Source organism: Streptomyces arenae (assembly GCF_022343545.1).
Taxonomy (GTDB): domain Bacteria; phylum Actinomycetota; class Actinomycetes; order Streptomycetales; family Streptomycetaceae; genus Streptomyces; species Streptomyces humi.
Genome location: NZ_JAKQYH010000029.1, coordinates 29,597 through 51,421, shown reverse-complemented (window position 1 = coordinate 51,421; position 21,825 = coordinate 29,597). Strand labels below are relative to the sequence as shown.

Annotated in this window: 16 protein-coding genes; 12 read left to right on the top strand and 4 right to left on the bottom strand. The window is 70.6% G+C overall.

Annotated elements, in window-relative coordinates; genetic code table 11:
- Positions 1–9 precede the first annotated feature (9 nt).
- The 3 genes from ilvN (at position 10) to serA (ending at position 3,473) form a co-directional block, all read left to right on the top strand.
- A complete protein-coding gene (ilvN, locus tag MB828_RS13945) occupies positions 10–534 on the top strand; it encodes an acetolactate synthase small subunit (RefSeq protein WP_046726929.1) in 525 nt (174 codons plus the stop codon).
- Between the two features lie 120 nt (positions 535–654).
- Positions 655–1,653 (top strand): ketol-acid reductoisomerase, encoded by a 999-nt coding sequence (gene ilvC, locus MB828_RS13940; RefSeq protein ID WP_046726930.1) that lies wholly within the window; start codon positions 655–657, stop codon positions 1,651–1,653.
- 230 nt (positions 1,654–1,883) lie between these two features.
- A complete protein-coding gene (gene serA, locus MB828_RS13935) occupies positions 1,884–3,473 on the top strand; it encodes a phosphoglycerate dehydrogenase (protein ID WP_133027233.1) in 1,590 nt (529 codons plus the stop codon).
- Positions 3,474–3,582: 109 nt separating this feature from the next.
- Here serA and MB828_RS13930 read toward each other — a convergent pair whose 3' ends face one another.
- Positions 3,583–5,085 (bottom strand): MFS transporter, encoded by a 1,503-nt coding sequence (locus tag MB828_RS13930; protein ID WP_301648415.1) that lies wholly within the window; start codon positions 5,083–5,085, stop codon positions 3,583–3,585.
- Between the two features lie 97 nt (positions 5,086–5,182).
- On the opposite strand from MB828_RS13930, the gene MB828_RS13925 reads away from it, so the two are divergent.
- On the top strand, positions 5,183–5,761 hold the full coding sequence (locus MB828_RS13925) for a TetR/AcrR family transcriptional regulator (protein ID WP_133027235.1): 579 nt from the start codon (positions 5,183–5,185) through the stop codon (positions 5,759–5,761).
- Positions 5,762–5,786: 25 nt separating this feature from the next.
- Here the strand turns inward: MB828_RS13925 and MB828_RS13920 are convergent, their stop codons facing one another.
- Complete coding sequence (locus tag MB828_RS13920) at positions 5,787–7,046, bottom strand: PucR family transcriptional regulator (protein WP_301648414.1); 1,260 nt, start codon at positions 7,044–7,046, stop codon at positions 5,787–5,789.
- A gap of 181 nt (positions 7,047–7,227) precedes the next feature.
- Between MB828_RS13920 and MB828_RS13915 the strand changes: the two genes are divergently transcribed.
- Positions 7,228–8,154 (top strand): proline dehydrogenase family protein, encoded by a 927-nt coding sequence (locus MB828_RS13915; RefSeq protein WP_301648413.1) that lies wholly within the window; start codon positions 7,228–7,230, stop codon positions 8,152–8,154.
- A 58-nt stretch (positions 8,155–8,212) separates the two neighbouring features.
- The gene (pruA, locus tag MB828_RS13910) at positions 8,213–9,844 is read left to right on the top strand and encodes an L-glutamate gamma-semialdehyde dehydrogenase (RefSeq protein ID WP_301648412.1); all 1,632 of its coding nucleotides are present in this window, start codon (positions 8,213–8,215) and stop codon (positions 9,842–9,844) included.
- Between the two features lie 8 nt (positions 9,845–9,852).
- Here pruA and MB828_RS13905 read toward each other — a convergent pair whose 3' ends face one another.
- Complete coding sequence (locus tag MB828_RS13905; protein ID WP_301648411.1) at positions 9,853–10,764, bottom strand: helix-turn-helix transcriptional regulator; 912 nt, start codon at positions 10,762–10,764, stop codon at positions 9,853–9,855.
- Between the two features lie 86 nt (positions 10,765–10,850).
- On the opposite strand from MB828_RS13905, the gene MB828_RS13900 reads away from it, so the two are divergent.
- A complete protein-coding gene (locus MB828_RS13900; RefSeq protein ID WP_301648410.1) occupies positions 10,851–11,546 on the top strand; it encodes an SDR family NAD(P)-dependent oxidoreductase in 696 nt (231 codons plus the stop codon).
- Positions 11,547–11,831: 285 nt separating this feature from the next.
- Positions 11,832–11,963 (top strand): hypothetical protein, encoded by a 132-nt coding sequence (locus MB828_RS13895; protein ID WP_089098576.1) that lies wholly within the window; start codon positions 11,832–11,834, stop codon positions 11,961–11,963.
- 78 nt (positions 11,964–12,041) lie between these two features.
- Here MB828_RS13895 and MB828_RS13890 read toward each other — a convergent pair whose 3' ends face one another.
- The gene (locus tag MB828_RS13890; RefSeq protein WP_301648409.1) at positions 12,042–13,589 is read right to left on the bottom strand and encodes a purple acid phosphatase family protein; all 1,548 of its coding nucleotides are present in this window, start codon (positions 13,587–13,589) and stop codon (positions 12,042–12,044) included.
- Positions 13,590–13,722: 133 nt separating this feature from the next.
- Here MB828_RS13890 and MB828_RS13885 point away from each other — a divergent pair, with 133 nt between their 5' ends.
- The 4 genes from MB828_RS13885 to MB828_RS13870 all read left to right on the top strand — a co-directional run bounded on the left by MB828_RS13885 (position 13,723) and on the right by MB828_RS13870 (position 21,823).
- The gene (locus tag MB828_RS13885) at positions 13,723–14,766 is read left to right on the top strand and encodes a 3-isopropylmalate dehydrogenase (protein WP_301648408.1); all 1,044 of its coding nucleotides are present in this window, start codon (positions 13,723–13,725) and stop codon (positions 14,764–14,766) included.
- A gap of 238 nt (positions 14,767–15,004) precedes the next feature.
- Positions 15,005–16,093, top strand: a complete 1,089-nt coding sequence (locus tag MB828_RS13880) for a branched-chain amino acid aminotransferase (RefSeq protein WP_301648407.1) — start codon at positions 15,005–15,007, stop codon at positions 16,091–16,093.
- 314 nt (positions 16,094–16,407) lie between these two features.
- Positions 16,408–20,682, top strand: coding sequence for a discoidin domain-containing protein (locus tag MB828_RS13875; RefSeq protein WP_301648406.1), 4,275 nt, complete (start codon positions 16,408–16,410; stop codon positions 20,680–20,682).
- 67 nt (positions 20,683–20,749) lie between these two features.
- Positions 20,750–21,823: a hypothetical protein gene (locus MB828_RS13870; protein ID WP_301648405.1), complete on the top strand. Its 1,074-nt coding sequence runs from the start codon at positions 20,750–20,752 to the stop codon at positions 21,821–21,823.
- Positions 21,824–21,825 lie beyond the last annotated feature (2 nt).

The following is a 21,825-nucleotide window of genomic DNA, read 5'->3' as shown; positions in this document are numbered from 1 at the left end:
CAAAGAAAAATGTCCAAGCACACGCTCTCCGTCCTGGTGGAGAACAAGCCGGGCATCCTGGCCCGGATCGCGGCCCTCTTCTCCCGCCGCGGCTTCAACATCGACTCGCTCGCCGTCGGAGTCACCGAGCACGCCGACATCTCCCGCATCACGATCGTGGTGAGCGTCGAAGCCCTGCCGCTGGAGCAGGTCACCAAGCAGCTCAACAAGCTGGTCGAGGTGCTCAAGATCGTCGAACTGGAGCCGGGTTCCGCCGTTCAGCGGGAACTCGTTCTGGTGAAGGTGCGCGCCGACAACGAGACGCGCTCCCAGATCGTGGAGATCGTCCAGCTGTTCCGCGCCAAGACCGTCGACGTCTCCCCGGAGGCCGTCACCATCGAGGCCACCGGCAGCAGCGAGAAGCTGACCGCGATGCTCAAGATGCTGGAGCCGTTCGGCATCAAGGAACTGGTCCAGTCCGGCACCATCGCGATCGGCCGGGGCGCCCGCTCGATCACCGACCGCTCGCTGCGCGCCCTCGACCGTTCTGCGTAAGGCTGGAAACGGGCGGCCCGACGGCCGTCGGCCGCCCGTATGCCGAGACCCCGAGACTTCCCTTCCGCCCGCCGTCATACGGTGGGACGCACCATCTGCACACCAAGGAGAGAACCCAAAGTGGCCGAGCTGTTCTACGACGCCGACGCCGACCTGTCCATCATCCAGGGCCGCAAGGTCGCGGTCATCGGCTACGGCAGCCAGGGCCACGCCCACGCGCTGTCGCTGCGCGACTCCGGTGTCGACGTCCGTGTCGGTCTGCACGAGGGCTCCAAGTCCAAGGCGAAGGCCGAGGAGCAGGGCCTGCGCGTGGTGACCCCGTCCGAGGCCGCCGCCGAGGCCGACGTGATCATGATCCTCGTCCCGGACCCGATCCAGGCCCAGGTCTACGAGGAGTCGATCGCCCCCAACCTGAACGACGGCGACGCCCTGTTCTTCGGCCACGGCCTGAACATCCGCTTCGGCTTCATCAAGCCCCCGGCCGGCGTCGACGTCTGCATGGTCGCCCCGAAGGGCCCGGGCCACCTGGTCCGTCGTCAGTACGAGGAGGGCCGCGGCGTGCCCTGCATCGTGGCCGTCGAGCAGGACGCCACCGGCAACGGCTTCGCGCTGGCCCTGTCGTACGCCAAGGGCATCGGCGGCACCCGCGCCGGCGTCATCAAGACGACCTTCACCGAGGAGACCGAGACCGACCTGTTCGGTGAGCAGGCCGTCCTCTGCGGTGGCACCTCCGCCCTGGTCAAGGCCGGTTTCGAGACCCTGGTCGAGGCCGGCTACCAGCCGGAGATCGCCTACTTCGAGTGCCTGCACGAGCTGAAGCTGATCGTGGACCTCATGTACGAGGGCGGCCTGGAGAAGATGCGCTGGTCGGTCTCCGAGACCGCCGAGTGGGGCGACTACGTCACCGGCCCGCGGATCATCACCGACGCCACCAAGGCCGAGATGAAGAAGGTCCTCGCGGAGATCCAGGACGGCACCTTCGCCAACAACTGGATGGCCGAGTACCACGGCGGTCTGAAGAAGTACAACGAGTACAAGACGGCGGACTCCGAGCACCTGCTGGAGACCACCGGCAAGCAGCTGCGCAAGCTGATGAGCTGGGTGAACGAGGAGGCGTAAGCCTCAGCCGACGGGGCCGGAGCGCTGTGCTCCGGCCCCGTTGTCCACCCCGTCGAATCTCGGACGGGTGATCCTTCCGCAGAGGCGCAGGACGAACCCCGCCACGCCACTACACTGCCGTACTACATACGCGTCAGGCCCACAGCGTCGTGCGTCTCCACGCGGCAAGCCAACCTCCACCGCCTGCGGCCGTCGGGACGGCCGTCCGCATTGGACCTGTGAGGACTCACGTGAGCTCGAAACCTGTCGTACTCATCGCTGAAGAGCTGTCGCCCGCCACCGTCGACGCGCTGGGCCCGGACTTCGAGATCCGGCACACCAACGGAGCAGACCGAGCCGAACTGCTCCCCGCCATCGCCGACGTGGACGCGATCCTGATCCGCTCCGCCACCAAGGTCGACGCCGAGGCCATCGCCGCGGCGAAGAAGCTGAAGGTCGTCGCACGAGCCGGCGTCGGCCTGGACAACGTCGACGTCTCCGCCGCCACCAAGGCAGGCGTGATGGTCGTGAACGCCCCGACCTCCAACATCGTGACCGCCGCCGAGCTGGCCTGCGGTCTGCTGATCTCCACCGCGCGGCACATCCCGCAGGCGAACTCCGCGCTGAAGAACGGCGAGTGGAAGCGCAGCAAGTACACCGGCGTCGAGCTTGCCGAGAAGACCCTCGGTGTCGTCGGCCTCGGCCGCATCGGCGCCCTGGTCGCGCAGCGGATGTCGGCGTTCGGCATGAAGGTCGTCGCCTACGACCCCTACATCCAGCCCGCCCGCGCCGCCCAGATGGGCGTCAAGGTGCTTTCCCTGGACGAGCTGCTCGAGGTCGCCGACTTCATCACCGTGCACCTCCCGAAGACCCCCGAGACCGTCGGTCTGATCGGCGACGAGGCGCTGCGCAAGGTCAAGCCGTCGGTGCGGATCGTCAACGCGGCCCGTGGCGGCATCGTCGACGAGGAGGCGCTGTACGCGGCGCTCAAGGAGGGCCGGGTCGCCGGCGCCGGCCTCGACGTGTACGCGAAGGAGCCGTGCACCGACTCCCCGCTCTTCGAGCTGGACCAGGTGGTCTGCACCCCGCACCTCGGCGCCTCCACCGACGAGGCCCAGGAGAAGGCCGGTATCGCGGTCGCCAGGTCGGTCCGCCTGGCCCTCGCCGGCGAACTGGTCCCGGACGCGGTCAACGTGCAGGGCGGTGTCATCGCCGAGGACGTCAAGCCCGGCCTGCCGCTGGCCGAGCGGCTCGGCCGCATCTTCACCGCGCTCGCCGGTGAGGTCGCCGTCCGCCTGGACGTCGAGGTGTACGGCGAGATCACCCAGCACGACGTGAAGGTGCTGGAGCTGTCCGCGCTCAAGGGCGTCTTCGAGGACGTCGTCGACGAGACCGTCTCCTACGTCAACGCGCCGCTGTTCGCCCAGGAGCGCGGTGTCGAGGTCCGCCTCACCACGAGCTCGGAGTCGGCCGACCACCGCAACGTCGTGACCGTGCGCGGCACCCTCGGCAGCGGCGAGGAGGTCTCGGTCTCCGGCACGCTGTCCGGCCCGAAGAACCTCCAGAAGATCGTCGCGGTCGGGGACTACGACGTGGACCTCGCGATCGCCGAGCACCTGCTGGTGCTGCGCTACGAGGACCGGCCGGGCGTGGTCGGCACCGTCGGCCGCATCCTCGGCGAGGCGGGCATCAACATCGCCGGTATGCAGGTGGCCCGTGCGGCCGTCGGCGGTGAGGCGCTCGCCGTCCTGACCGTCGACGACACGGTGGCCCCCGCGGTGCTGGCCGAGGTCGAGGCGGAGATCGGGGCTACGTCGGCCCGTTCGGTGAACCTCGTCTGACTTTTTGCCCACCCGCCCACCTGACTCGGTGGGCTGGAAGGCTCGCGTCATGTCCTCAAACGCCGGACGGGCTGAGTAGATCAGCCCGTCCGGCGTTTGTGATGTCCGGCTACCTGCCGATCCTCCGCAATGTCACCCCCGCCCCCGCCGTCGCCAGCACCAGCAGCACCGCCCCCGCGATCGCCGCCCCCTGCATCCCGCTGGTGAATGCCTCCCGGGCCGTCCGGATCAGGGCTTCTCCCGTGGGCCCCGGCAGCCGGCCCGCCGTGGCCAGCGCGCCGCCCAGCGTCTCCCGGGCCTGTGCCGGAGCCGTGACCGGCATGTCGTGGCGGTAGACCGCCGTACCGATCGAGCCGAGCACGGCCATGCCGAGCGCACCGCCGAACTCCGCGCTGGTTTCCAGCAGGGCGGAGGCGGTGCCGGCCCGGTCCACCGGGGCTGCGCTCATCGCGAGGTCGGTCAGCTGGGACATGATGGCCACCATCCCGCAGGCGAGCACCCCGGCCGCGGTCAGCACCAGCCACAGCGAGTCGGTGCCGACGAGGGCGAGCAGCACGAACCCGGCCGACATGGCCGCGAAGCCGCCCGCGACGACGTAACCCCGGTCGGCGCCCCGCTGCACCAGCTGCGCGGTGAGCGGTCCGGCGGCCCCGATGAACACCGAGGGCAGCAGGCTCCACAGCGCGGCCGCGAGCGGGCTCATCCCGAGGACCGACTGAAGGTACTGCGTGGTGAAGATCGCCGAGCCCATCATGGCGAGCGAGGCGACCAGGTTCAGGACCAGCGCCGGGGTGAAGCCGCGGCCCCTGAGCAGGGCGGGCGGGATCAGCGGGGAGCCGGTGGTGCGCTGGCGGTGCACGAAGAGGGCCGCGAAGAGCAGGCCGACGGTGACCGAGACGACGTACAGCGGGTGCCAGCCCTCGGAGGGGATCTCCTTGACGCCGTAGATCACGGGGAGCACGGCGGCCATCGAGAGCGGGACGCTCAGCCAGTCGAAGCGGCCGGGGGAGGGGTTCCTGGACTCCGGGAGCAGGACCGGTCCGAGGAGCAGGAGCAGGGCCATCGCCGGGAGGTTGACCAGGAAGACCGAGCCCCACCAGAAGTGCTCGACGAGGATGCCGCTCATCACCGAGCCGAGCGCGATCCCGCCCGTCATCACGCCGGACCACAGGCCGATCGCCTTCGCGCGCTGTCCGGGGTCGGTGAACATCGTGCGCAGCAGGGCCATCGTGGACGGCATCAGGGTGGCGCCGCCGATGCCGAGGACCGCGCGGGCGGCGATCAGGGTGCCGGCGCTGTCCGCGTACGCGGCGAGCAGCGAGGCGCCGCCGAAGGCCGTGGCGCCGATCAGCAGCAGGCGCCGGCGGCCTATGCGGTCGCCCAGCGCGCCCATCGTCATCAGCAGGCCGGCCAGGACGAAGCCGTAGATGTCCAGGATCCACAGCTGCTGGGTGCCGCTCGGCCTGAGGTCGGCGCCGATCGCGGGGAGGGCGAAGTAGAGGACCGAGACGTCCATCGAGACCAGGAGCAGCGGCAGCATCAGCACGCCGAGCGCGGTCCATTCACGGCGGCCCGCCAGGGCTGGGGTGGTCGTGCTCTTCAGGTTCGTCATGCCGACGAATGTACGGGCGTATTAAACGCTTGTCTAGAACGCTTGTATAATTCATCCGTCTAGGACGGTTGTATGGATCCGGGGTAGGGTGGTGGGCATGGGACACCGTGAGGATCTGCTGGACGGCGCCAAGCGCTGCCTGCTGGAGAAGGGGTTCGCGCGGACGACCGCGCGCGACATCGTCCGGGAGTCGGGGACCAACCTCGCCTCGATCGGCTACCACTACGGCTCCAAGGACGCGCTGCTCGCGCAGGCCTACATCGCCCTGGTGGAGGAGATGTCCTTCGAGGGTGACGGCTCCGGACTCACCGGCGCGCCCGGCTCGTTGGAGCGCTTCCGGGAGGTCTGGTCGAACATCGTCGCCAGCATGCGCGAGCCCGGCACGATGTGGCGGCTCAGCGTGGAGATCGTCGCGATGGGCGATCAGATGCCGGAGGTGCGCGACCAGTTGGCGCGTGCCCAGCGCGAGGGCGGCCGGGGGCTGACCTCGCTGATGATGGGCGTTCCGGAGGAGGAGGTCTCCGACGAGACCGCCGACACCCTCGGCCGCTTCTACATGACCCTGATGTCCGGCCTGATCTCCCAGTGGACCTTCGACCCGAAGACCGCCCCGGACGGTGACGCCCTCACCGAGGGGCTGCGCCAGATCGTCGAGGCCGTCACCCGGACCCGATGACGGGTCCCGGACCGGGGCCGGCCGGCTACAGCCGGGCCGCCTTCAGGGCCATGTGCAGCAGCAGCCGGTCCTCGCCCTCGTCCAGGTCGAGGCCGGTGAGCTGTTCGACGCGGGACAGGCGGTAGTACAGGGTCTGCCGGTGGACGCCGAGAGCCGCCGCCGTGCGGCCCGCCTGGCCCGCGCAGTCCAGGTAGACCTCGGCGGTACGGGCCAGTTCGCGGTGGGCCGGGGTGAGCAGCGGTGCCACGGCCGGGTCGTGGGACGCCTCCGGCGCCAGCGCGGTCAGCAGCCGGTACGGGCCGATCCGCGCCCACTCCGCCACCGGCCCGAACCGGGGTTCCGCGAGCGCGGCCCGGGTGGCCGCCGCCGCCTCCTGCCAGACCGCGCCCAGCTCGGTGAGCCCCGTTCTGGCCTTGCCCACCCCCGCGGCCGGGACCGGCGCCGCCGCGCCCGCGAACCCCGCCGCGACCGCCGCCGCGGTCCGCGCCCCCGCCCCGCGTGCCGCCGCCGACCGGGCCTCCCGGGCCTCCTCGGCCTCCTTGAGCAGCCGGGCCGCGGCCGTCAGGGCGGGGGTGGACGCGTCGGTGCTGCGCAGCCGGACCAGCACCGCCAGGCTGTGCCCCGCCGCCCCCCACGGCAGCGTGCACAGCGCGGTGGCGTGCGGGACCGTGCGCGGGGACGGGGCGTCGTCCGGGTCGGCGGACGGCCAGGGTGCGACACAGAGCAGCGTGTGCGGGCCGTCGCCGCGCACCCCCAGGGCCGTACGCAGCTCGGCCACCGCCATGTCCCGCTGCCAGCCGTGCTCCGTGACCAGCACCGCGCGCAGCTCCCGGCTCAGCCCGGCCCCCGCCTGCGCCTCGTCGGCGAGCAGCGCGCCGATCCGCCCGGCCACCCCCATGGCAGCGGCCAGCTGGGCGTCCGTCGGGCCGGGATCTCCGTCCAGCAGCCAGACGTAGCCGAGGACGACACCCCGATGGCGTACCGGCAGGCAGATCCTTCCCCGGTACACCCCGGCCTCCGGGGTCGGCGGGATCCGGACCGGGCCGGTCGCCCGGGTGATGCCGAAGCCCTCGAACCAGGTACGGACCGCGGCCGTGGAGCGCCGGGTCAGGATCGAGCGGGTGCGCACCGGGTCCAGCGCGGACGGATCGAGGTCGCCCTCACTGTCGTACGCCCCGAAGGCGATCAGCTCGAAGTCGCGGTTCTCCAGGGTCGCCGGGACGCCCAGCAGCTCCGAGATCTCGTCGACCAGCTCCTGGTAGTCACCCTTGAATTCCGACGTCACCCGGGCATTCTCCCGCAATTCACGGCCCCCTTCATACATCTGTCTGAGATCCGTGGCACGGATGCGTGACAGCTGTCGATGGCCGAGGATCAAAGAGGTCCCTAACTTTCACGGTGGTTCTCCTTGCCGGGTCCGAACCGTCGGATCGCGGCATTTCTGGCATGTGTTGTGGAGGTGCCCCGTGCTGGGTCCCGTGATTCTCGCCGCGTCGCGCAGCGACCGGATGCGACGCCTGATCTCGGCGGCCCCGGTGACGAAGCAGGTCGTCGACCGCTTCATCCCCGGTGAGACGGTCGACGACATCGTCCCGGTCATCGCCGAGCTCACCGGGCGGGGCCTGGAGCTGACGATGGACGTCGTCGGCGAGGACATCACCACCCCCGAGCAGGCCGCCGCCGCCCGGGACGCCTACCTGGCCCTCGTCGGGCACCTGAGGGACCTCGGGCTCGGCGAGCGCGTCGAGATGTCCGTCAAGCTGTCCATGTTCGGACAGGCGCTGCCGGGCGGCCACGAGCTGGCCCTCGCCAACGTCCGGCCGGTCGTCGAGGCCGCCGCCGCCATCGGCACCACCGTCACCCTCGACGCCGAGGACCACACCACCCTCGACTCGATGTTCGCCATCCACGAGGAGCTGCGGAAGGACTTCCCGGGGACCGGCTGCGTGATCCAGGCCTACCTCTTCCGCACCGAGGCCGACGCCCGCCGGCTCGCCGCCGCCGGCAGTCGCGTCCGCCTGGTCAAGGGCGCCTACAAGGAGCCCGCCGAGGTCGCCTACCAGCAGAAGAGCGAGATCGACAAGGCGTACGTCCGGATCCTCAGGACCCTGATGGAGGGCGAGGGGTACCCGATGGTGGGCTCCCACGACCCGCGCCTCATCTCCATAGCCCAGGAACTCGCCCGGCGCGCCGGACGCAAGCCCGACGAGTACGAGTTCCAGATGCTCTTCGGCATCCGCAGCGACGAGCACCTCCGGCTCGCCGCCGAGGGCCACCGCATGCGTGTCTACACCGCCTACGGCACCGACTGGTACGGCTACTTCATGCGCAGGCTCGCGGAGAAGCCGGCGAACCTGCGTTTCTTCCTCCGCTCGATGGTCACCAAGGGCTGAGCCCCCCCCCGCTCGACAAGCCTCACCACCCGCTCACGTACAAGGAGTTACGGATCCCATGGACGCTGTGACCCAGGTCCCCGCCCCCGTCAACGAGCCGGTGCACGGCTATGCCCCCGGCTCGGCCGAGCGCGCCCGCCTGGAGGCGAAGCTCAAGGAGCTCGCCGAGAACCCGATCGAGCTGCCGATGACCATCGGCGGCGAGAAGCGGCTCGGCGGCGGCGAGCCCTTCCAGGTCGTGCAGCCGCACAACCACAAGGCCGTCATCGGCACCGGGCGCCACGCCACCCGGCAGGACGCCCAGGACGCCGTCGACGCGGCCCTCGCCGCCGCGCCCGCCTGGCGCGCGATGTCCTTCGACGACCGCGCGGCCATCATCCTGCGCGCCGCCGAACTGCTCTCCGGCCCCTGGCGCGAGACCATCGCCGCCTCCACCATGCTCGGCCAGTCCAAGACCGCCCAGCAGGCCGAGATCGACACGCCCTGCGAGCTGATCGACTTCTGGCGGTTCAACGTCCACTACGCCCGCCAGATCCTGGCCGAGCAGCCCCCGGCCAACTCTCCGGGCGTCTGGAACCGCATGGACCACCGCCCGCTGGAGGGCTTCGTCTACGCGATCACGCCGTTCAACTTCAGCGCCATCGCGGGCAACCTGCCGACCGCGCCCGCCCTGATGGGCAACGTCGTCGTCTGGAAGCCGTCCCCGACCCAGACCCACGCCGCCGTCCTGCTGATGCAGCTGCTGGAGGAGGCCGGACTCCCCAAGGGCGTCATCAACCTCGTCACCGGTGACGGCATCGAGGTCTCCGAGGTCGCCCTGGTCCACCGGGACCTGGCCGGCATCCACTTCACCGGCTCCACCCGGACCTTCCAGCACCTGTGGAAGACGGTCGGCAGCAACATCGAGAAGTACCGCACCTACCCGCGTCTGGTGGGCGAGACCGGCGGCAAGGACTTCCTCGTCGCCCACCCGAGCGCCGACCGTGCCGTCCTCAAGACCGCGCTGACCCGGGGTGCCTTCGAGTACCAGGGCCAGAAGTGCTCCGCCACCTCCCGCGCCTACATCCCGGCGTCCATCTGGAACTCCGGCTTCCGTGAGCAGTTCGCGGCCGAGGTCGACTCCCTCACCATGGGTGACGTCACCGACCTGTCGAACTTCGTCGGCGCCGTGATCGACGACCGCGCGTTCGCCAAGAACAAGGCGGCCATCGACCGCGCGGCCTCCGACCCGGCCTGCGAGATCGTCGCGGGCGGCGCCTACGACGACTCGGTGGGCTACTTCGTCCGCCCGACCGTCGTCGTGTGCTCGGACCCGGAGAACGAGGTCTTCCGCACCGAGTACTTCGGCCCGTTCCTCGCCGTGCACGTCTACGAGGACGACCAGTACGACGAGATGCTGACCCAGATGGAGTCGGTGTCCGACTACGCGCTCACCGGCTCGGTCATCTCCAACGACCGCGCCGCCGCCGCGTACACGATGGAGAAGCTCCGCTACGCGGCCGGCAACTTCTACATCAACGACAAGTCGACCGGCGCCGTGGTCGGCCAGCAGCCCTTCGGCGGCGGCCGGGCCTCGGGCACCAACGACAAGGCCGGCGCCCCGCAGAACCTGCTGCGCTGGACCCTGACCCGGGCCATCAAGGAGACCCTGGTCGCCCCGACCGACTACACGTACCCGCACATGGGCTGACCCTCGCGTCACCCTCTCCCGGCACGGGGCGGGGAGCCTGACCCACGAGCAGGCTCCCCGCCCCGTTCCCATGGCCGGAACAGGGCCCGGAGCCCGGCCTGGTCCGCGCTGCCCGGCGCCGCCGACAGGACCACGATCTTCAGTTGCGAGTCGCCGTCCGTGAGGACGTCGCAGTCCACCTCCACCGGCCCGACCTCCGGATGCTCGACCGTCTTGCGGTCCTCGCGGTGGGTGGCCACCGTGCCGTTCGCCCAGAGCCGGGCGAACCGCTCGTTGCCCGCGGCCAGTTCGCCGATCAGCTCGGACAGCCGGGCGTCGTGCGGGAAGCGGCCGGTGGCCCGCCGCAGGTCGGACACGATCGCCAGGTCGGAGTCGTCGCCGTTCGCCGTGCGCACCGGCCACGCGGAGAGCCGGGCGGTCTCCTCGCCCACCGGGAACCGCTCACGGGCGAAGTTGCGCAGTTCCTCCGGAATGTCCGACGGGTCGCCGAGCAGCGCGGCCCAGGCGGGGTTCCAGCACAGCAGCTGCCAGTGCGCGGTGAACACGGCGACCGCGACATCACCGAGCCGGTTCAGCACACGGTGCACGCCCGGCGGGAGACGGTCGGGGATCGGGCCGTCGTCGGGGGGCACCAGCCCGGCCATGCGGTAGAGGTGCTCGCGCTCGACGCGGGTCAGCCGCAGAGCACGGGCGAGGGCGGCGACCACCTGTCCGGACGGCGCCGTGGCCCGGCCCTGCTCCAGGCGGACCACGTAGTCGACGGACACCCCGGCGCGTTCGGCGAGTTCCTCGCGGCGCAGTCCGGTCGCGCGCCGGGCCCGGCCGACCGGCAGCCCCAGGTCCGACGGTGACAGCCGCTCCCGCCAGGCGCGGATGGTGGCACCCAGATCGGTCGTCGTTTTCCCCATCATGTCAGCCATCCTGCCTCCTGGGTGATCCTGGTACCGCCGTTCCTACGGTCGAGGCGTCCCTGGCAGCGTGCCGGCGCCGGGCGCACGATCGACCCATGACCATCACCTTCATCACCGGAGCCAACAAGGGTCTCGGCCGCGAGACCGCCCGCCGTCTCGTCGCGCTGGGCCACACCGTGCTCGTCGGCGCCCGTGACCCCGAGCAGGGCGCTGCCGCAGCCGAGGCGCTCGGCGCGCGGTTCGTCCGGATCGACGTCACCGACGACGCCTCCGTGGCCGCCGCGGCCGCCGACGTCGCCGCCCACGAGGGCAGGATCGACGTCCTGGTCAACAACGCCGGTGTCGCGGGACCGCATGCCGACCCGGGCGAGCTCACCGCAGCGGACGCCCTCGCCGTCTTCGACGTCAACCTCTTCGGCGTCATCCGCACCACCACCGCCTTCCTGCCGCTGCTGCGCAGGTCGGCGGAGCCGGTCGTGGTCAATGTCAGCAGCGGACTGGGTTCGGTCGCCGTCACCCACGACCCGGACCGCGTCGAGTCCACCGTCGTGGCACCGCTGTACAACTCCTCCAAGGCGGCCCTCGTCATGCTCACCACCCAGTACGCCAAGGCCTTCAAGGACATCCGGGTCAACGCCGTCGACCCCGGCTACACGGCGACCGACCTCAACGCCCACAGCGGCCCGCAGACCGTCACCGAGGGCACCGACGCGATCGTCCGGCTCGCCACCGAGCCGTCCGGCGCGGGGACCGGCCGCTTCATCGACCGGCACGGCCCCGTCCCCTGGTAGCCGCCGCGCCGGTCCAGCGAAAGACCAGCTCAGAGCCGTATGGCCGACCCCACCCCGACCCCGCCGTCTCAGATAGTAGGAAGTCCGAGTAATTGTGCAGACAGAAGCGGGCCGCTCCCTTACTTTTGTAGGAGCCGAACGTCTCGCTCGATCAAGCGAATGGCGGTCGTGAGCCGGGCCCCGAGCAGGCAACCCCTGCGGCCCCCGCTCCCCGCCCCTTCCGGCGTCTCGTAACCCCCATCTGCCGTATGCCGTACTCCCTGTATCTCGAAGGAGTCGATTCCCATGGCCGAGACGACCGTCCGCCGCCGGGTCCGCCACGTGTCCCGCACCAGCGAGTCCGAGCGCAAGAACGCCGCCGCCGCCCTCCAGCGCGCCCTCGACCGCCGTGACAACGGCGGCGAGACCGGCCACTGAGCAGCGGCGCGCCCCAGTACGGGAGCCGCACCCGCACGGGGTACGGCGCGGCCGGGACGGCCGCGCCGTACTCCTGGGTCAGCCGCCCCGCCGCACCTCGAAGTGGTCGATCCGGGTCCCGCCCTGGTCCAGCGCCGACACCTTCAGCCGCGCGGCCGCACCCGTCTCCGCCTCGACCCTGAGGAAGGAGAAGCCGGTGTACCGCACCCGTGACCAGTCCACCGTCTCCGCCACGTTGTGCTGCCCCTCGGCCCAGTGGAAGCTCCGCACCTCGTCGTGCCGGGTGACGTGCCCCTCGTAGCTGTCCTTCACCCCGGACGGGAACGAGTACAGATTCCGTCCGCCGCCGCCCGCCGTGACGTGGACGATCCCGTCCCGCGTCGGGTCGGTCGAGCCGCCCACCGGGACCGCGCGGCCCACCCCGCCGTCCCGCACCGCGTCGGTGCGCTCGTAGACGTGGTTGTGCCCGTTGATCACCAGGTCCACCTGGTGCTCGGCGAACAGCGGCAGCCAGGCCGCCCGGATCCCGCCGTCGGAGGCGTGCGAGGACGTCGAGTAGGCGCAGTGGTGGAAGAAGACGACCACGAAGTCCACCTCCTTCGCCGCCCGCAGCTCCTTCAGTTTCCGCTCCAGCCACCTCGTCTGCCGGCCGCCGCTGTAGCCGAGGTTGGCGGGTATCTCGTACGACACGTCGTTGGCGTCCAGCGCCACGAAGCCGACGTTGCCGTAGGTGAACGCGTACACGCCCGGCGCCCCGTGCGGGTCGAAGCCGTTGTCCGGGAGCGCGAAGCGGGCGTACTGGCCGCCGTAGCCTTCGGGGGAGTACCAGGCCTCCATGTCGTGGTTGCCGGTCGTCACCATCCACGGCACCGACCGCGCCACCGGGTCGTTCTGCTTCAGGAACCGGTCCCACTCGCGGGCGTCGTAGCCGTCCGAGGTCTTCCCGGCGCCGTTGCCGTCGGCGTAGCAGATGTCCCCCGCGTGGAGGTGGAAGGCGGGTTCCTGCTTCAGCAGCGCGTTGTCGCCGGCCAGGGCGGCCCGGCCGACGCCCTGGTCGCCGAAGGCCGTGAACACGAACCGCTCCGGGCTCGCGGGCGCGGTGCGGAAGGGCGCGACGGCAAAGCGGTGGCCGGGGGCGGCCGGGTCCCATCCCTCGTGGCCGACGCCGTAGTAGTAGGTGGTGCCGGGGGCCAGGCCGTCCACCGCCGCGTGCAGGTAGTACTGCTCGACCACCGGGCGCACACCCTGCACGCCGGGCGTGTGCAGATGCCGTACCTCCGCGTCGACCCGCCTGCCGAGGTCGTCCGGGCGGGTGCCGATCCGGACGAACGGCTTGCGGACGGCGGCGGGCACCTGCCAGGAGATCCGCATCTGCCGCTTCGGATCGGCGCCGAAGGCGAGATGGCGGCCGAACGGCGGAACCGCCGCGCCCCGGGCCGCCGAGGTGGCCGGCGCCGGGCTCGCCGACCGCGCCGCGCAGCCGGTCACCAGCGCGCCGCCCGCCACCGCGCCCGCCGTCACCAGGGTGCGGCGGCTCACCAGCCGGGTGCGCAGGTACTCGTACTGCTCGGCCATGCTCATCCGGGCGGCCAGCCGCGGCGGGATGCCGAAGTCGGGGATGTCCATGCCCTGGACCTTGCCCAGCGCAGGCCAACGCCAGCCGCACACACGGGTGAACGCCGGTCGACGGGACACTCCCGCCTGTCCGTATGGCGGACGCTGCATGTCATCCCATGGGACGAGGAGTAGGGTGCCGGGCATGTCTCGCAGCATCAATCTCGCAGTGATCCCCGGTGACGGCATCGGGCAGGAAGTCGTGGCCGAAGGCCTCAAGGTCCTCTCCGCCGTCCTCCCGCAGGATGTGAAGCTGGAGACCAAGGAGTACGACTTCGGCGCCCGGCGCTACCACGCCACCGGTGAGACCCTCACCGACGCCGACCTCGACGCGCTGAAGAAGCACGACGTCATCCTGCTGGGCGCGATCGGCGACCCGAGCGTCCCGTCCGGTGTCCTGGAGCGCGGCTTCCTGCTGAAGCTCCGCTTCGCCTTCGACCACCACGTCAACCTGCGTCCGTCGAAGCTCCTCCCCGGTGTCGCCACCCCGCTGGCCGGCGAGCCGGAGATCGACTTCGTCGTGGTCCGCGAGGGCACCGAGGGCCCGTACACCGGCAACGGCGGCACCATCCGCAAGGGCACCGAGCACGAGGTCGCCACCGAGGTGTCCGTCAACACGGCCTACGGTGTCGAGCGGGTCGTCCGGGACGCCTTCGCCCGCGCCCAGGCCCGTCCCCGCAAGAAGCTCACGCTGGTCCACAAGAACAACGTGCTGACCTTCGCCGGGCACCTGTGGACGAACATCTTCAACCAGGTGGCCGCGGAGTTCCCCGAGGTCACCACGGACTACATCCACGTCGACGCGGCGACCATCTACCTGGTCACCGACCCCGGCCGCTTCGACGTCATCGTCACCGACAACCTCTTCGGCGACATCATCACCGACCTCGCCGCGGCCGTCTCCGGCGGCATCGGCGTCGCGGCGAGCGGCAACATCAACCCCTCCCGCGAGTTCCCCTCGATGTTCGAGCCGGTCCACGGTTCGGCGCCCGACATCGCGGGCCAGGGCAAGGCCGACCCCACCGCCACCGTCCTGTCCGTCGCCCTGCTGCTGCGCCACCTGGGCTACGAGGCCGAGGCCGCGCGTGTCGAGGAGGCCGTCACCGCCGACCTCACCGAGCGCCAGGGCAAGCCAGCCCGCTCCACCTCGGAGATCGGCGACGCACTGGCCGTACGAGTAGCCGGCTGACCCGAGCCACTCGAAGCACGACTTCGAAGCCGCCGGGTCGCACACGCACCCGGCGGCTTCCCCATGCCTGCCACCGGGTGCCACCATCAACCCCGGGTCCGCTTTCACCCCGATTCCTTCCGCTCAGGCCCCCCGCGCGATAATCGAACGCGAAGCCGCGGTATGAGGGAATGCTCGGACGTCCTACGACAGGGGTGTGAGCGCGGCCACTACTACAACCGGTGAAGGACTACCACTCATGACGACGCCCACGATCGAGCTCAAGCCGTCCGCGCACCCGACCGGCGCCGCCGAGCGCGAGGCGATCCTGGCCAGCCCCGGATTCGGCCGCCACTTCACCGACCACATGGTGACGATCAAGTGGACCGAGGGCCGCGGCTGGCACGACGGTCAGCTCGTTCCGTACGCGCCGATCCCCCTCGACCCGGCGACCAACGTCCTGCACTACGCGCAGGAGATCTTCGAGGGCCTGAAGGCCTACCGCCGCCCCGACGGCTCGGTGGCCACCTTCCGTCCCGACCAGAACGCCAAGCGCTTCCAGCGGTCGGCCCGCCGGCTCGCGATGCCCGAGCTGCCGGTGGAGACCTTCATCGAGGCCTGTGACGCGCTGGTCCGGCAGGACCGGGACTGGGTGCCGGCGCACGGCGGTGAGGAGTCCCTCTACCTGCGGCCCTTCATGATCGCCACCGAGGTCGGCCTGGGCGTCAAGCCGGCCAACGAGTACCTGTTCCTGGTCATCGCCTCCCCGGCCGGCGCCTACTTCCCCGGTGGCGTCAAGCCGGTCTCCATCTGGGCCTCCGAGGACCGGGTCCGCGCCGTCCCGGGCGGCATGGGTGACGCCAAGACCGGCGGCAACTACGCGGCCTCCCTGCTCGCCCAGGCCGAGGCCGCGGCCCAGGGCTGCGACCAGGTCTGCTACCTCGACGCGGTCGAGCACAAGTGGGTCGAGGAACTCGGCGGCATGAACCTGTACTTCGTGTACGGCGACAAGATCGTCACCCCGACCCTGTCCGGCTCCATCCTGGAGGGCGTCACCCGCGACAGCCTCCTGACCGTCGCCCGTGACCTCGGCTACGAGTCCGAGGAGGCCCGGGTCTCCATCGAGCAGTGGCAGCGCGACTCGGAGAACGGCACCCTCACCGAGGTCTTCGCCTGCGGCACGGCCGCCGTGATCACCCCGGTCGGCACGGTCAAGCGGGCCGGCGCCGAGTGGCAGCAGTCGGGCGGCGAGCCCGGCGAGGTCACCCTCCGGCTCCGCGAGGCGCTCCTCGACATCCAGCGCGGCAAGACGGAGGACAAGCACGGCTGGATGCACCAGCTCGGCTGACCGGCGGCACCCGCCGAAGCGCACCGGACGCCCCTCGACCCACACGGGTCAGAGGGGCGTTCTGCTGTCGGAATTCGGCGCGCGACAACGCAAAAAATTGCGCGACTTGCGTTTCCTTGCGATGTGTTCCGCTCTCTGTGCCGAGCAGTGAACGCTTCTGGTGAAATTTGTGGGATGCGCGGCGGTAGACGGTCACCTATCGCTCTGCAATATTTCGATGAAACAACGCAATATTGCGACGAGCGCCACTCCGTCAGGAACGAGCCGCCCTCGCCGCCCGCCGGCGCGCGAGCCTCCGCAGGAAGTGACCCCGCATGACTCGACACGTACCGAGATCCTGGAGACGGCGCGCGGCCACCGCCGTACTCGCCTCCGCCGTCATGTTCCTGGGCCTGCCCGCCGTCGGCGCGCACGCGGCCGGCGGCCCCGACGCCGCCGCGACCGCCGCGACCACGGCGGGCAGCGTCCGTGGCGGCCACGCGGCCGCCCACGTCACCGACGGCGACACCGACACCTACTGGCAGGCCGGGAAGAAGTCGGCCCAGTGGGTCCAGACCGACCTCGGACGGACCGCGCGCGTCCGCGAGGTCGTGCTGCGCCTGCCCGAGCACTGGGAGACCCGCACGCAGACGCTGGCCCTCCAGGGCAGCGCCGACGGCAAGAGCTTCACCACCCTCCGGCCGTCCGCGCGGTACGTCTTCGGCCCGGCCGACGACAACACGGTGAAGGTCTCCTTCCCCGCGACCCTCGCCCGGTACGTACGGGCCGACTTCAGCGCCAACTCGGTCGCCGGCACCGCGCAACTGGCCGAGATGCAGGTCCTCACGAGCGCCGCCTCGACCCCGAACCTCGCGCTCGGCAGGACCTTCAGCGAGAGCGGGCACGCCGACGTCTACGGCGCGGCCAACGCCGGCGACGGCAACCGGGCCACCTACTGGGAGAGCACCAACAACGCCTTCCCGCAGTGGCTCCAGGTCGACCTCGGCTCCTCGGTCAAGGTCAACCAGGTGACACTGCGGCTGCCCGCCGGCTGGCCGAGCCGCAGCCAGACCTTCAAGGTGCAGGGCTCGGCCGACAACCAGAACTTCACCGACATCACGGCGTCGAAGGCGTACACCTTCGACAGCTCGAACGACCAGTCGACGACCATCGCCTTCGACACGACCACCACGCGGTACGTGCGGGTGCTGTTCACCGCCAACAGCGGCTGGCCCGCCGGACAGGCGTCCGAGCTGGAGGTCTACGGCCCGGCCACCGGCGACACCCAGGCACCCACCGCGCCGTCCGGCCTCGGCTACACCGAGCCGGCCACCGGGCAGATCAGGCTGACCTGGAACGCGGCCACCGACGACACGGGCGTGACCGGGTACGACGTCTACGCCAACGGCCAGTTGCGGGCGAGCGTCGCCGGGAACGTCCTGACCTACACCGACACCCAGCCGGCCGGCAGCGACATCACGTACGTCGTGCGGGCCAGGGACGCCGCGGGCAACGTCTCCGCCGACAGCAACAGCGTCACCCGCAAGGGCTCGGGCGGCGACACCCAGGCCCCCACGGCGCCCGGCAGCCTCGCCTACACGCAGTCCGGCAGCGACGTGAAGCTCACCTGGCAGGCGTCCAGCGACAACGTCAAGGTCACCGGCTACGACGTCTACGCGAACGACCAGCTCGTCAGGACCGTGGCGGGCGACGTGACGACGTACACCGACACCCCGTCGGCGACGGCCACTGTCACCTACTACGTGAAGGCGAAGGACGCCGCGGGGAACGTGTCGGTGGCGAGCAACAGCGTCACCCGGCCCGGCTCCGGCACCGGATCCGACCTCGCCCAGGGCAAGCCCGTAGAGGCCTCCTCCTACACGTTCACCTATGTCGCCGCGAACGCGAACGACGGACAGATCGGCACCTACTGGGAGAGCGCGGGCGGCGCCTACCCGGCCACCCTCACCACCAGGCTGGGCGCCGACGCGGACCTCGGCCAGGTCGTCGTCAAGCTCAACCCGGACCCCGCCTGGTCCACCCGCACCCAGAACATCCAGGTGCTCGGACGCGACCAGGACGCCACCGCGTTCACGAGCCTCGTCGCGGCGAAGGACTACACGTTCAACCCGGCCACCGGCAACACGGTGACCATCCCGGTCTCCGGCGCCGCCGCCGACATCCAGCTGAGGTTCACCTCCAACACCGGCGCGCCCGGTGCCCAGGTCGGCGAGGTCCAGGTGATCGGCACCCCGGCCGCCAACCCGGACCTCAAGGTCACCGGCATCACCAACTCGCCCGCCGCGCCCGTCGAGTCGGACGCCGTCAGCCTCTCCGCGACCGTCGTCAACAGCGGCAGCAAGGCCGCCAAGGCCACCGGCCTGAACTTCACGCTGGGCGGCACCAAGGCCGCCACGGCCGACGTCCCGGCCCTCGCGGCCGGCCAGTCGACGACGGTCACCGCGAGCATCGGCACCCGCGACGCGGGCAGCTACCCGGTCGGCGCCCAGGTGGACCCGTCGAACAAGGTCGTCGAGCAGAACGAGGGGAACAACACCTTCACCCGCTCCGACGCCCTGGTCGTCAAGCCCGTCTCCAGCTCCGACCTGGTCGCCGCACCGGTGGCCTGGACGCCCTCCAGCGCCTCGGCCGGTGACCCGGTGCAGTTCACCGTCGCCCTCAAGAACCAGGGGACGGTGGCCTCGGCGTCCGGCAGCCACGGCGTCACGCTCACGGTCCAGGACGCGAACGGCGCCACCGTCAGGACCCTCACCGGCTCCTACACCGGCACCATCGCCGCCGGGCAGACGACCGCACCGGTCGCCCTCGGCTCCTGGACGGCGGTCAACGGCAAGTACACGGTCAGGACGGTCATCGCCGACGACGCCAACGAACTGCCGGTCAAACGCACCAACAACACCAGCACCCAGCCCCTGTTCGTGGGCCGCGGCGCCGACATGCCGTACGACATGTACGAGGCCGAGGACGGCACGGTCGGCGGCGGCGCCAAGGTCGTCGGCCCCAACCGCACCATCGGCGACCCCGCGGGTGAGGCGAGCGGCCGCAAGGCGGTCACCCTCGACGCCACCGGCCAGTACGTCGAGTGGACCACCCGCGCGGCGACCAACACCCTGGTCACCCGCTTCGCGATCCCCGACGGCACCGACGCCACCCTCGACGTCTACGTGGACGGCCAGTTCCTCAAGACGATCGACCTCACCTCGAAGTACGCCTGGCTGTACGGCAACGAGACCTCACCCGGCGACTCGCCCGGTGCCGGTGCCCCGCGCCACATCTACGACGAGGCGAACCTGCTGCTCGGCAGGACCGTCCCGGCCGGCTCGAAGATCCGCCTCCAGAAGGACGCGGCGAACACCGCCGCCTACTACGCCATCGACTTCGTCAACACCGAACAGGCGACCGCGGACCCCAACCCCGACCCGGCCGCCTACACCGTCCCGGCCGGCTTCACCCAGCAGGACGTCCAGAACGCCCTCGACAAGGTCCGCATGGACACCACCGGCAAGCTGGTCGGCGTCTACCTGCCCACCGGCGACTACGAGACGTCGAGCAAGTTCCAGGTCTACGGCAAGGCGGTCAAGGTCGTCGGAGCCGGGCCCTGGTTCACCCGCTTCCACGCCCCCGCCTCGCAGGAGAACACCGACATCGGCTTCCGGGCCGAGGCCACGGCCAACGGCTCGACGTTCGCCGGGTTCGCCTACTTCGGCAACTACACGTCCCGGATCGACGGCCCCGGCAAGGTGTTCGACTTCTCCAACGTCTCGAACATCACCATCGACGACATCTGGGCCGAGCACATGGTGTGCCTGTACTGGGGCGCCAACACCGACAACATGACCATCTCGAACTCCCGCATCCGGGACACGTTCGCCGACGGCGTCAACATGACGAACGGCTCCACGGACAACCACGTGGTCAACAACGACGCCCGTGCCACGGGCGACGACAGCTTCGCCCTCTTCTCGGCCATCGACGCGGGCGGCGCCGACGAGAAGAACAACCTCTACGAGAACCTGACCTCCACCCTCACCTGGCGGGCGGCAGGCATCGCCGTCTACGGCGGCTACGACAACACCTTCCGTAACATCCGGGTCGCCGACACCCTCGTCTACTCCGGCATCACGATCTCCTCGCTGGACTTCGGCTACCCGATGAACGGCTTCGGCACCGGTCCCACGACGATCGAGAACGTCTCGCTGGACCGGACGGGCGGCCACTTCTGGGGCTCCCAGGTGTTCCCCGCGATCTGGGCCTTCTCCGCCTCCAAGGTCTTCCAGGGGGTCCGCGTCAACGACGTCGACATCGACGACTCCACCTACGGAGGCGTCATGTTCCAGACCAACTACGTAGGAGGACAGCCCCAGTTCCCGGTGAAGGACACGATCTTCACCGACATCTCCATCACCGGCTCCAGGAAGAGCGGGGACGCCTTCGACGCCAAGTCCGGATTCGGCATCTGGGCCAACGAGCTGCCGGAACCCGGCCAGGGCCCCGCCGTCGGTGAGGCCACCTTCCGCAACCTGCGGATGAGCGGCAACGCCCAGGACATCAGGAACACCACCAGCACGTTCAAGATAAACATCGAGTAGTCGCACCACCACGCGTATCCCCTCTCCCGTACGGGTATCTCCTGATTCCACGGGGGAGGGGAGACGCGTGAGCGGACGATCGCCGATGCCACGGCTGCGCTGGCTGATGCGCACGCTGCGCACCCCGCGCCGGCCGCAGAGCCTCACCGTGCTCGCGCTGCTCGCCGCGGTCGCCGGCCTGCTGCTGTGGCGGGCCTCGACCATGGACAGCTACGGGCAGAACCTCGCCCTCAACCTCGGTACGGACCTGGTCGGCGTGGTCGTCACGGTGTTCGTCATCGGCCCGCTGATATCCCGGGCCCAGGAGGGCCGGGTCCGCGAGCACACCCGCCTGGACTACGAGTGGTTCGCCGCCCAGGTGCACGGCTCGACGTCCAACGTGAAGGTCCTCGACACCTTCTCCAACCTGTTCGGACCACAGTTCTCCGAACGGCTCTTCCGCGGCGTCAGGTCCGCCACCGCGACCGGTGCCCGCGTCCAGATCCTGCTGCTCGACCCCGACTCCCTCGCGGTCATCCTGCGCGGCCGGGAACTCGGCGAGCAGAGCGCCGACATCCGCCGTGACATCATGCGCAACCTGCGCACCCTGGACGAGTTCGCCCGCCGCCTCGACACCGCCTCCCGGGCGCTGCTGGAGGTACGGCTCTGCTCGACCTCACCCGGCGTCACCCTCTACCGCTGGGACGAGCGCTGCCTGGTTTCCTTCCTCACCGTCGGCCGGCTCTCCGGCGAGGGGGTGCAGCTGGAGGTCGCGGTCCGCTCCCCGCTCGGCACCTTCGTGGAGCAGCGCTTCGACGAACTGTGGCAGCAGGGCAAGCCGATGGAACGGTTCACCCACCTCCCCGTCACCCTGGTCGACGCCACGGACGGACGGCGGGAGTTCACCTGCCGCTTCGTCTTCGTCGAGGACGCCCTGTACGTCGCCGCGCCCGACCTCGTCACCTACCTGGCCCGCCGCCGGCTCGACCAGCTCAGCGCGTACAGCGCCGCGCTGAGCGGGACCGGGGCGCACGAGGTCGTGGTCGTGGACGACGAGAGCGAACTGCATCGGCGGCTCATCCACGACTTCGGGGAGAAGTACGATGCGCGGGCGGCCGCCTTCGTGGAGTTGCGGCCCACTTCGGTCCTGGTCACGGAATAGAG

What these genes read in the sequence shown, in the direction of transcription:
- MB828_RS13875 (WP_301648406.1), top strand. Translation starts at nt 16,408, where the DNA reads ATGACTCGACACGTACCGAGATCCTGGAGACGGCGCGCGGCCACCGCC.
- MB828_RS13895 (WP_089098576.1), top strand. Translation starts at nt 11,832, where the DNA reads ATGGCCGAGACGACCGTCCGCCGCCGGGTCCGCCACGTGTCCCGCACC.
- MB828_RS13900 (WP_301648410.1), top strand. Translation starts at nt 10,851, where the DNA reads ATGACCATCACCTTCATCACCGGAGCCAACAAGGGTCTCGGCCGCGAG.
- ilvN (WP_046726929.1), top strand. Translation starts at nt 10, where the DNA reads ATGTCCAAGCACACGCTCTCCGTCCTGGTGGAGAACAAGCCGGGCATC.
- MB828_RS13890 (WP_301648409.1), bottom strand. Translation starts at nt 13,589, where the DNA reads ATGGACATCCCCGACTTCGGCATCCCGCCGCGGCTGGCCGCCCGGATG.
- MB828_RS13880 (WP_301648407.1), top strand. Translation starts at nt 15,005, where the DNA reads ATGACGACGCCCACGATCGAGCTCAAGCCGTCCGCGCACCCGACCGGC.
- pruA (WP_301648412.1), top strand. Translation starts at nt 8,213, where the DNA reads ATGGACGCTGTGACCCAGGTCCCCGCCCCCGTCAACGAGCCGGTGCAC.
- MB828_RS13885 (WP_301648408.1), top strand. Translation starts at nt 13,723, where the DNA reads ATGTCTCGCAGCATCAATCTCGCAGTGATCCCCGGTGACGGCATCGGG.
- MB828_RS13925 (WP_133027235.1), top strand. Translation starts at nt 5,183, where the DNA reads ATGGGACACCGTGAGGATCTGCTGGACGGCGCCAAGCGCTGCCTGCTG.
- MB828_RS13930 (WP_301648415.1), bottom strand. Translation starts at nt 5,085, where the DNA reads ATGACGAACCTGAAGAGCACGACCACCCCAGCCCTGGCGGGCCGCCGT.
- MB828_RS13905 (WP_301648411.1), bottom strand. Translation starts at nt 10,764, where the DNA reads ATGGCTGACATGATGGGGAAAACGACGACCGATCTGGGTGCCACCATC.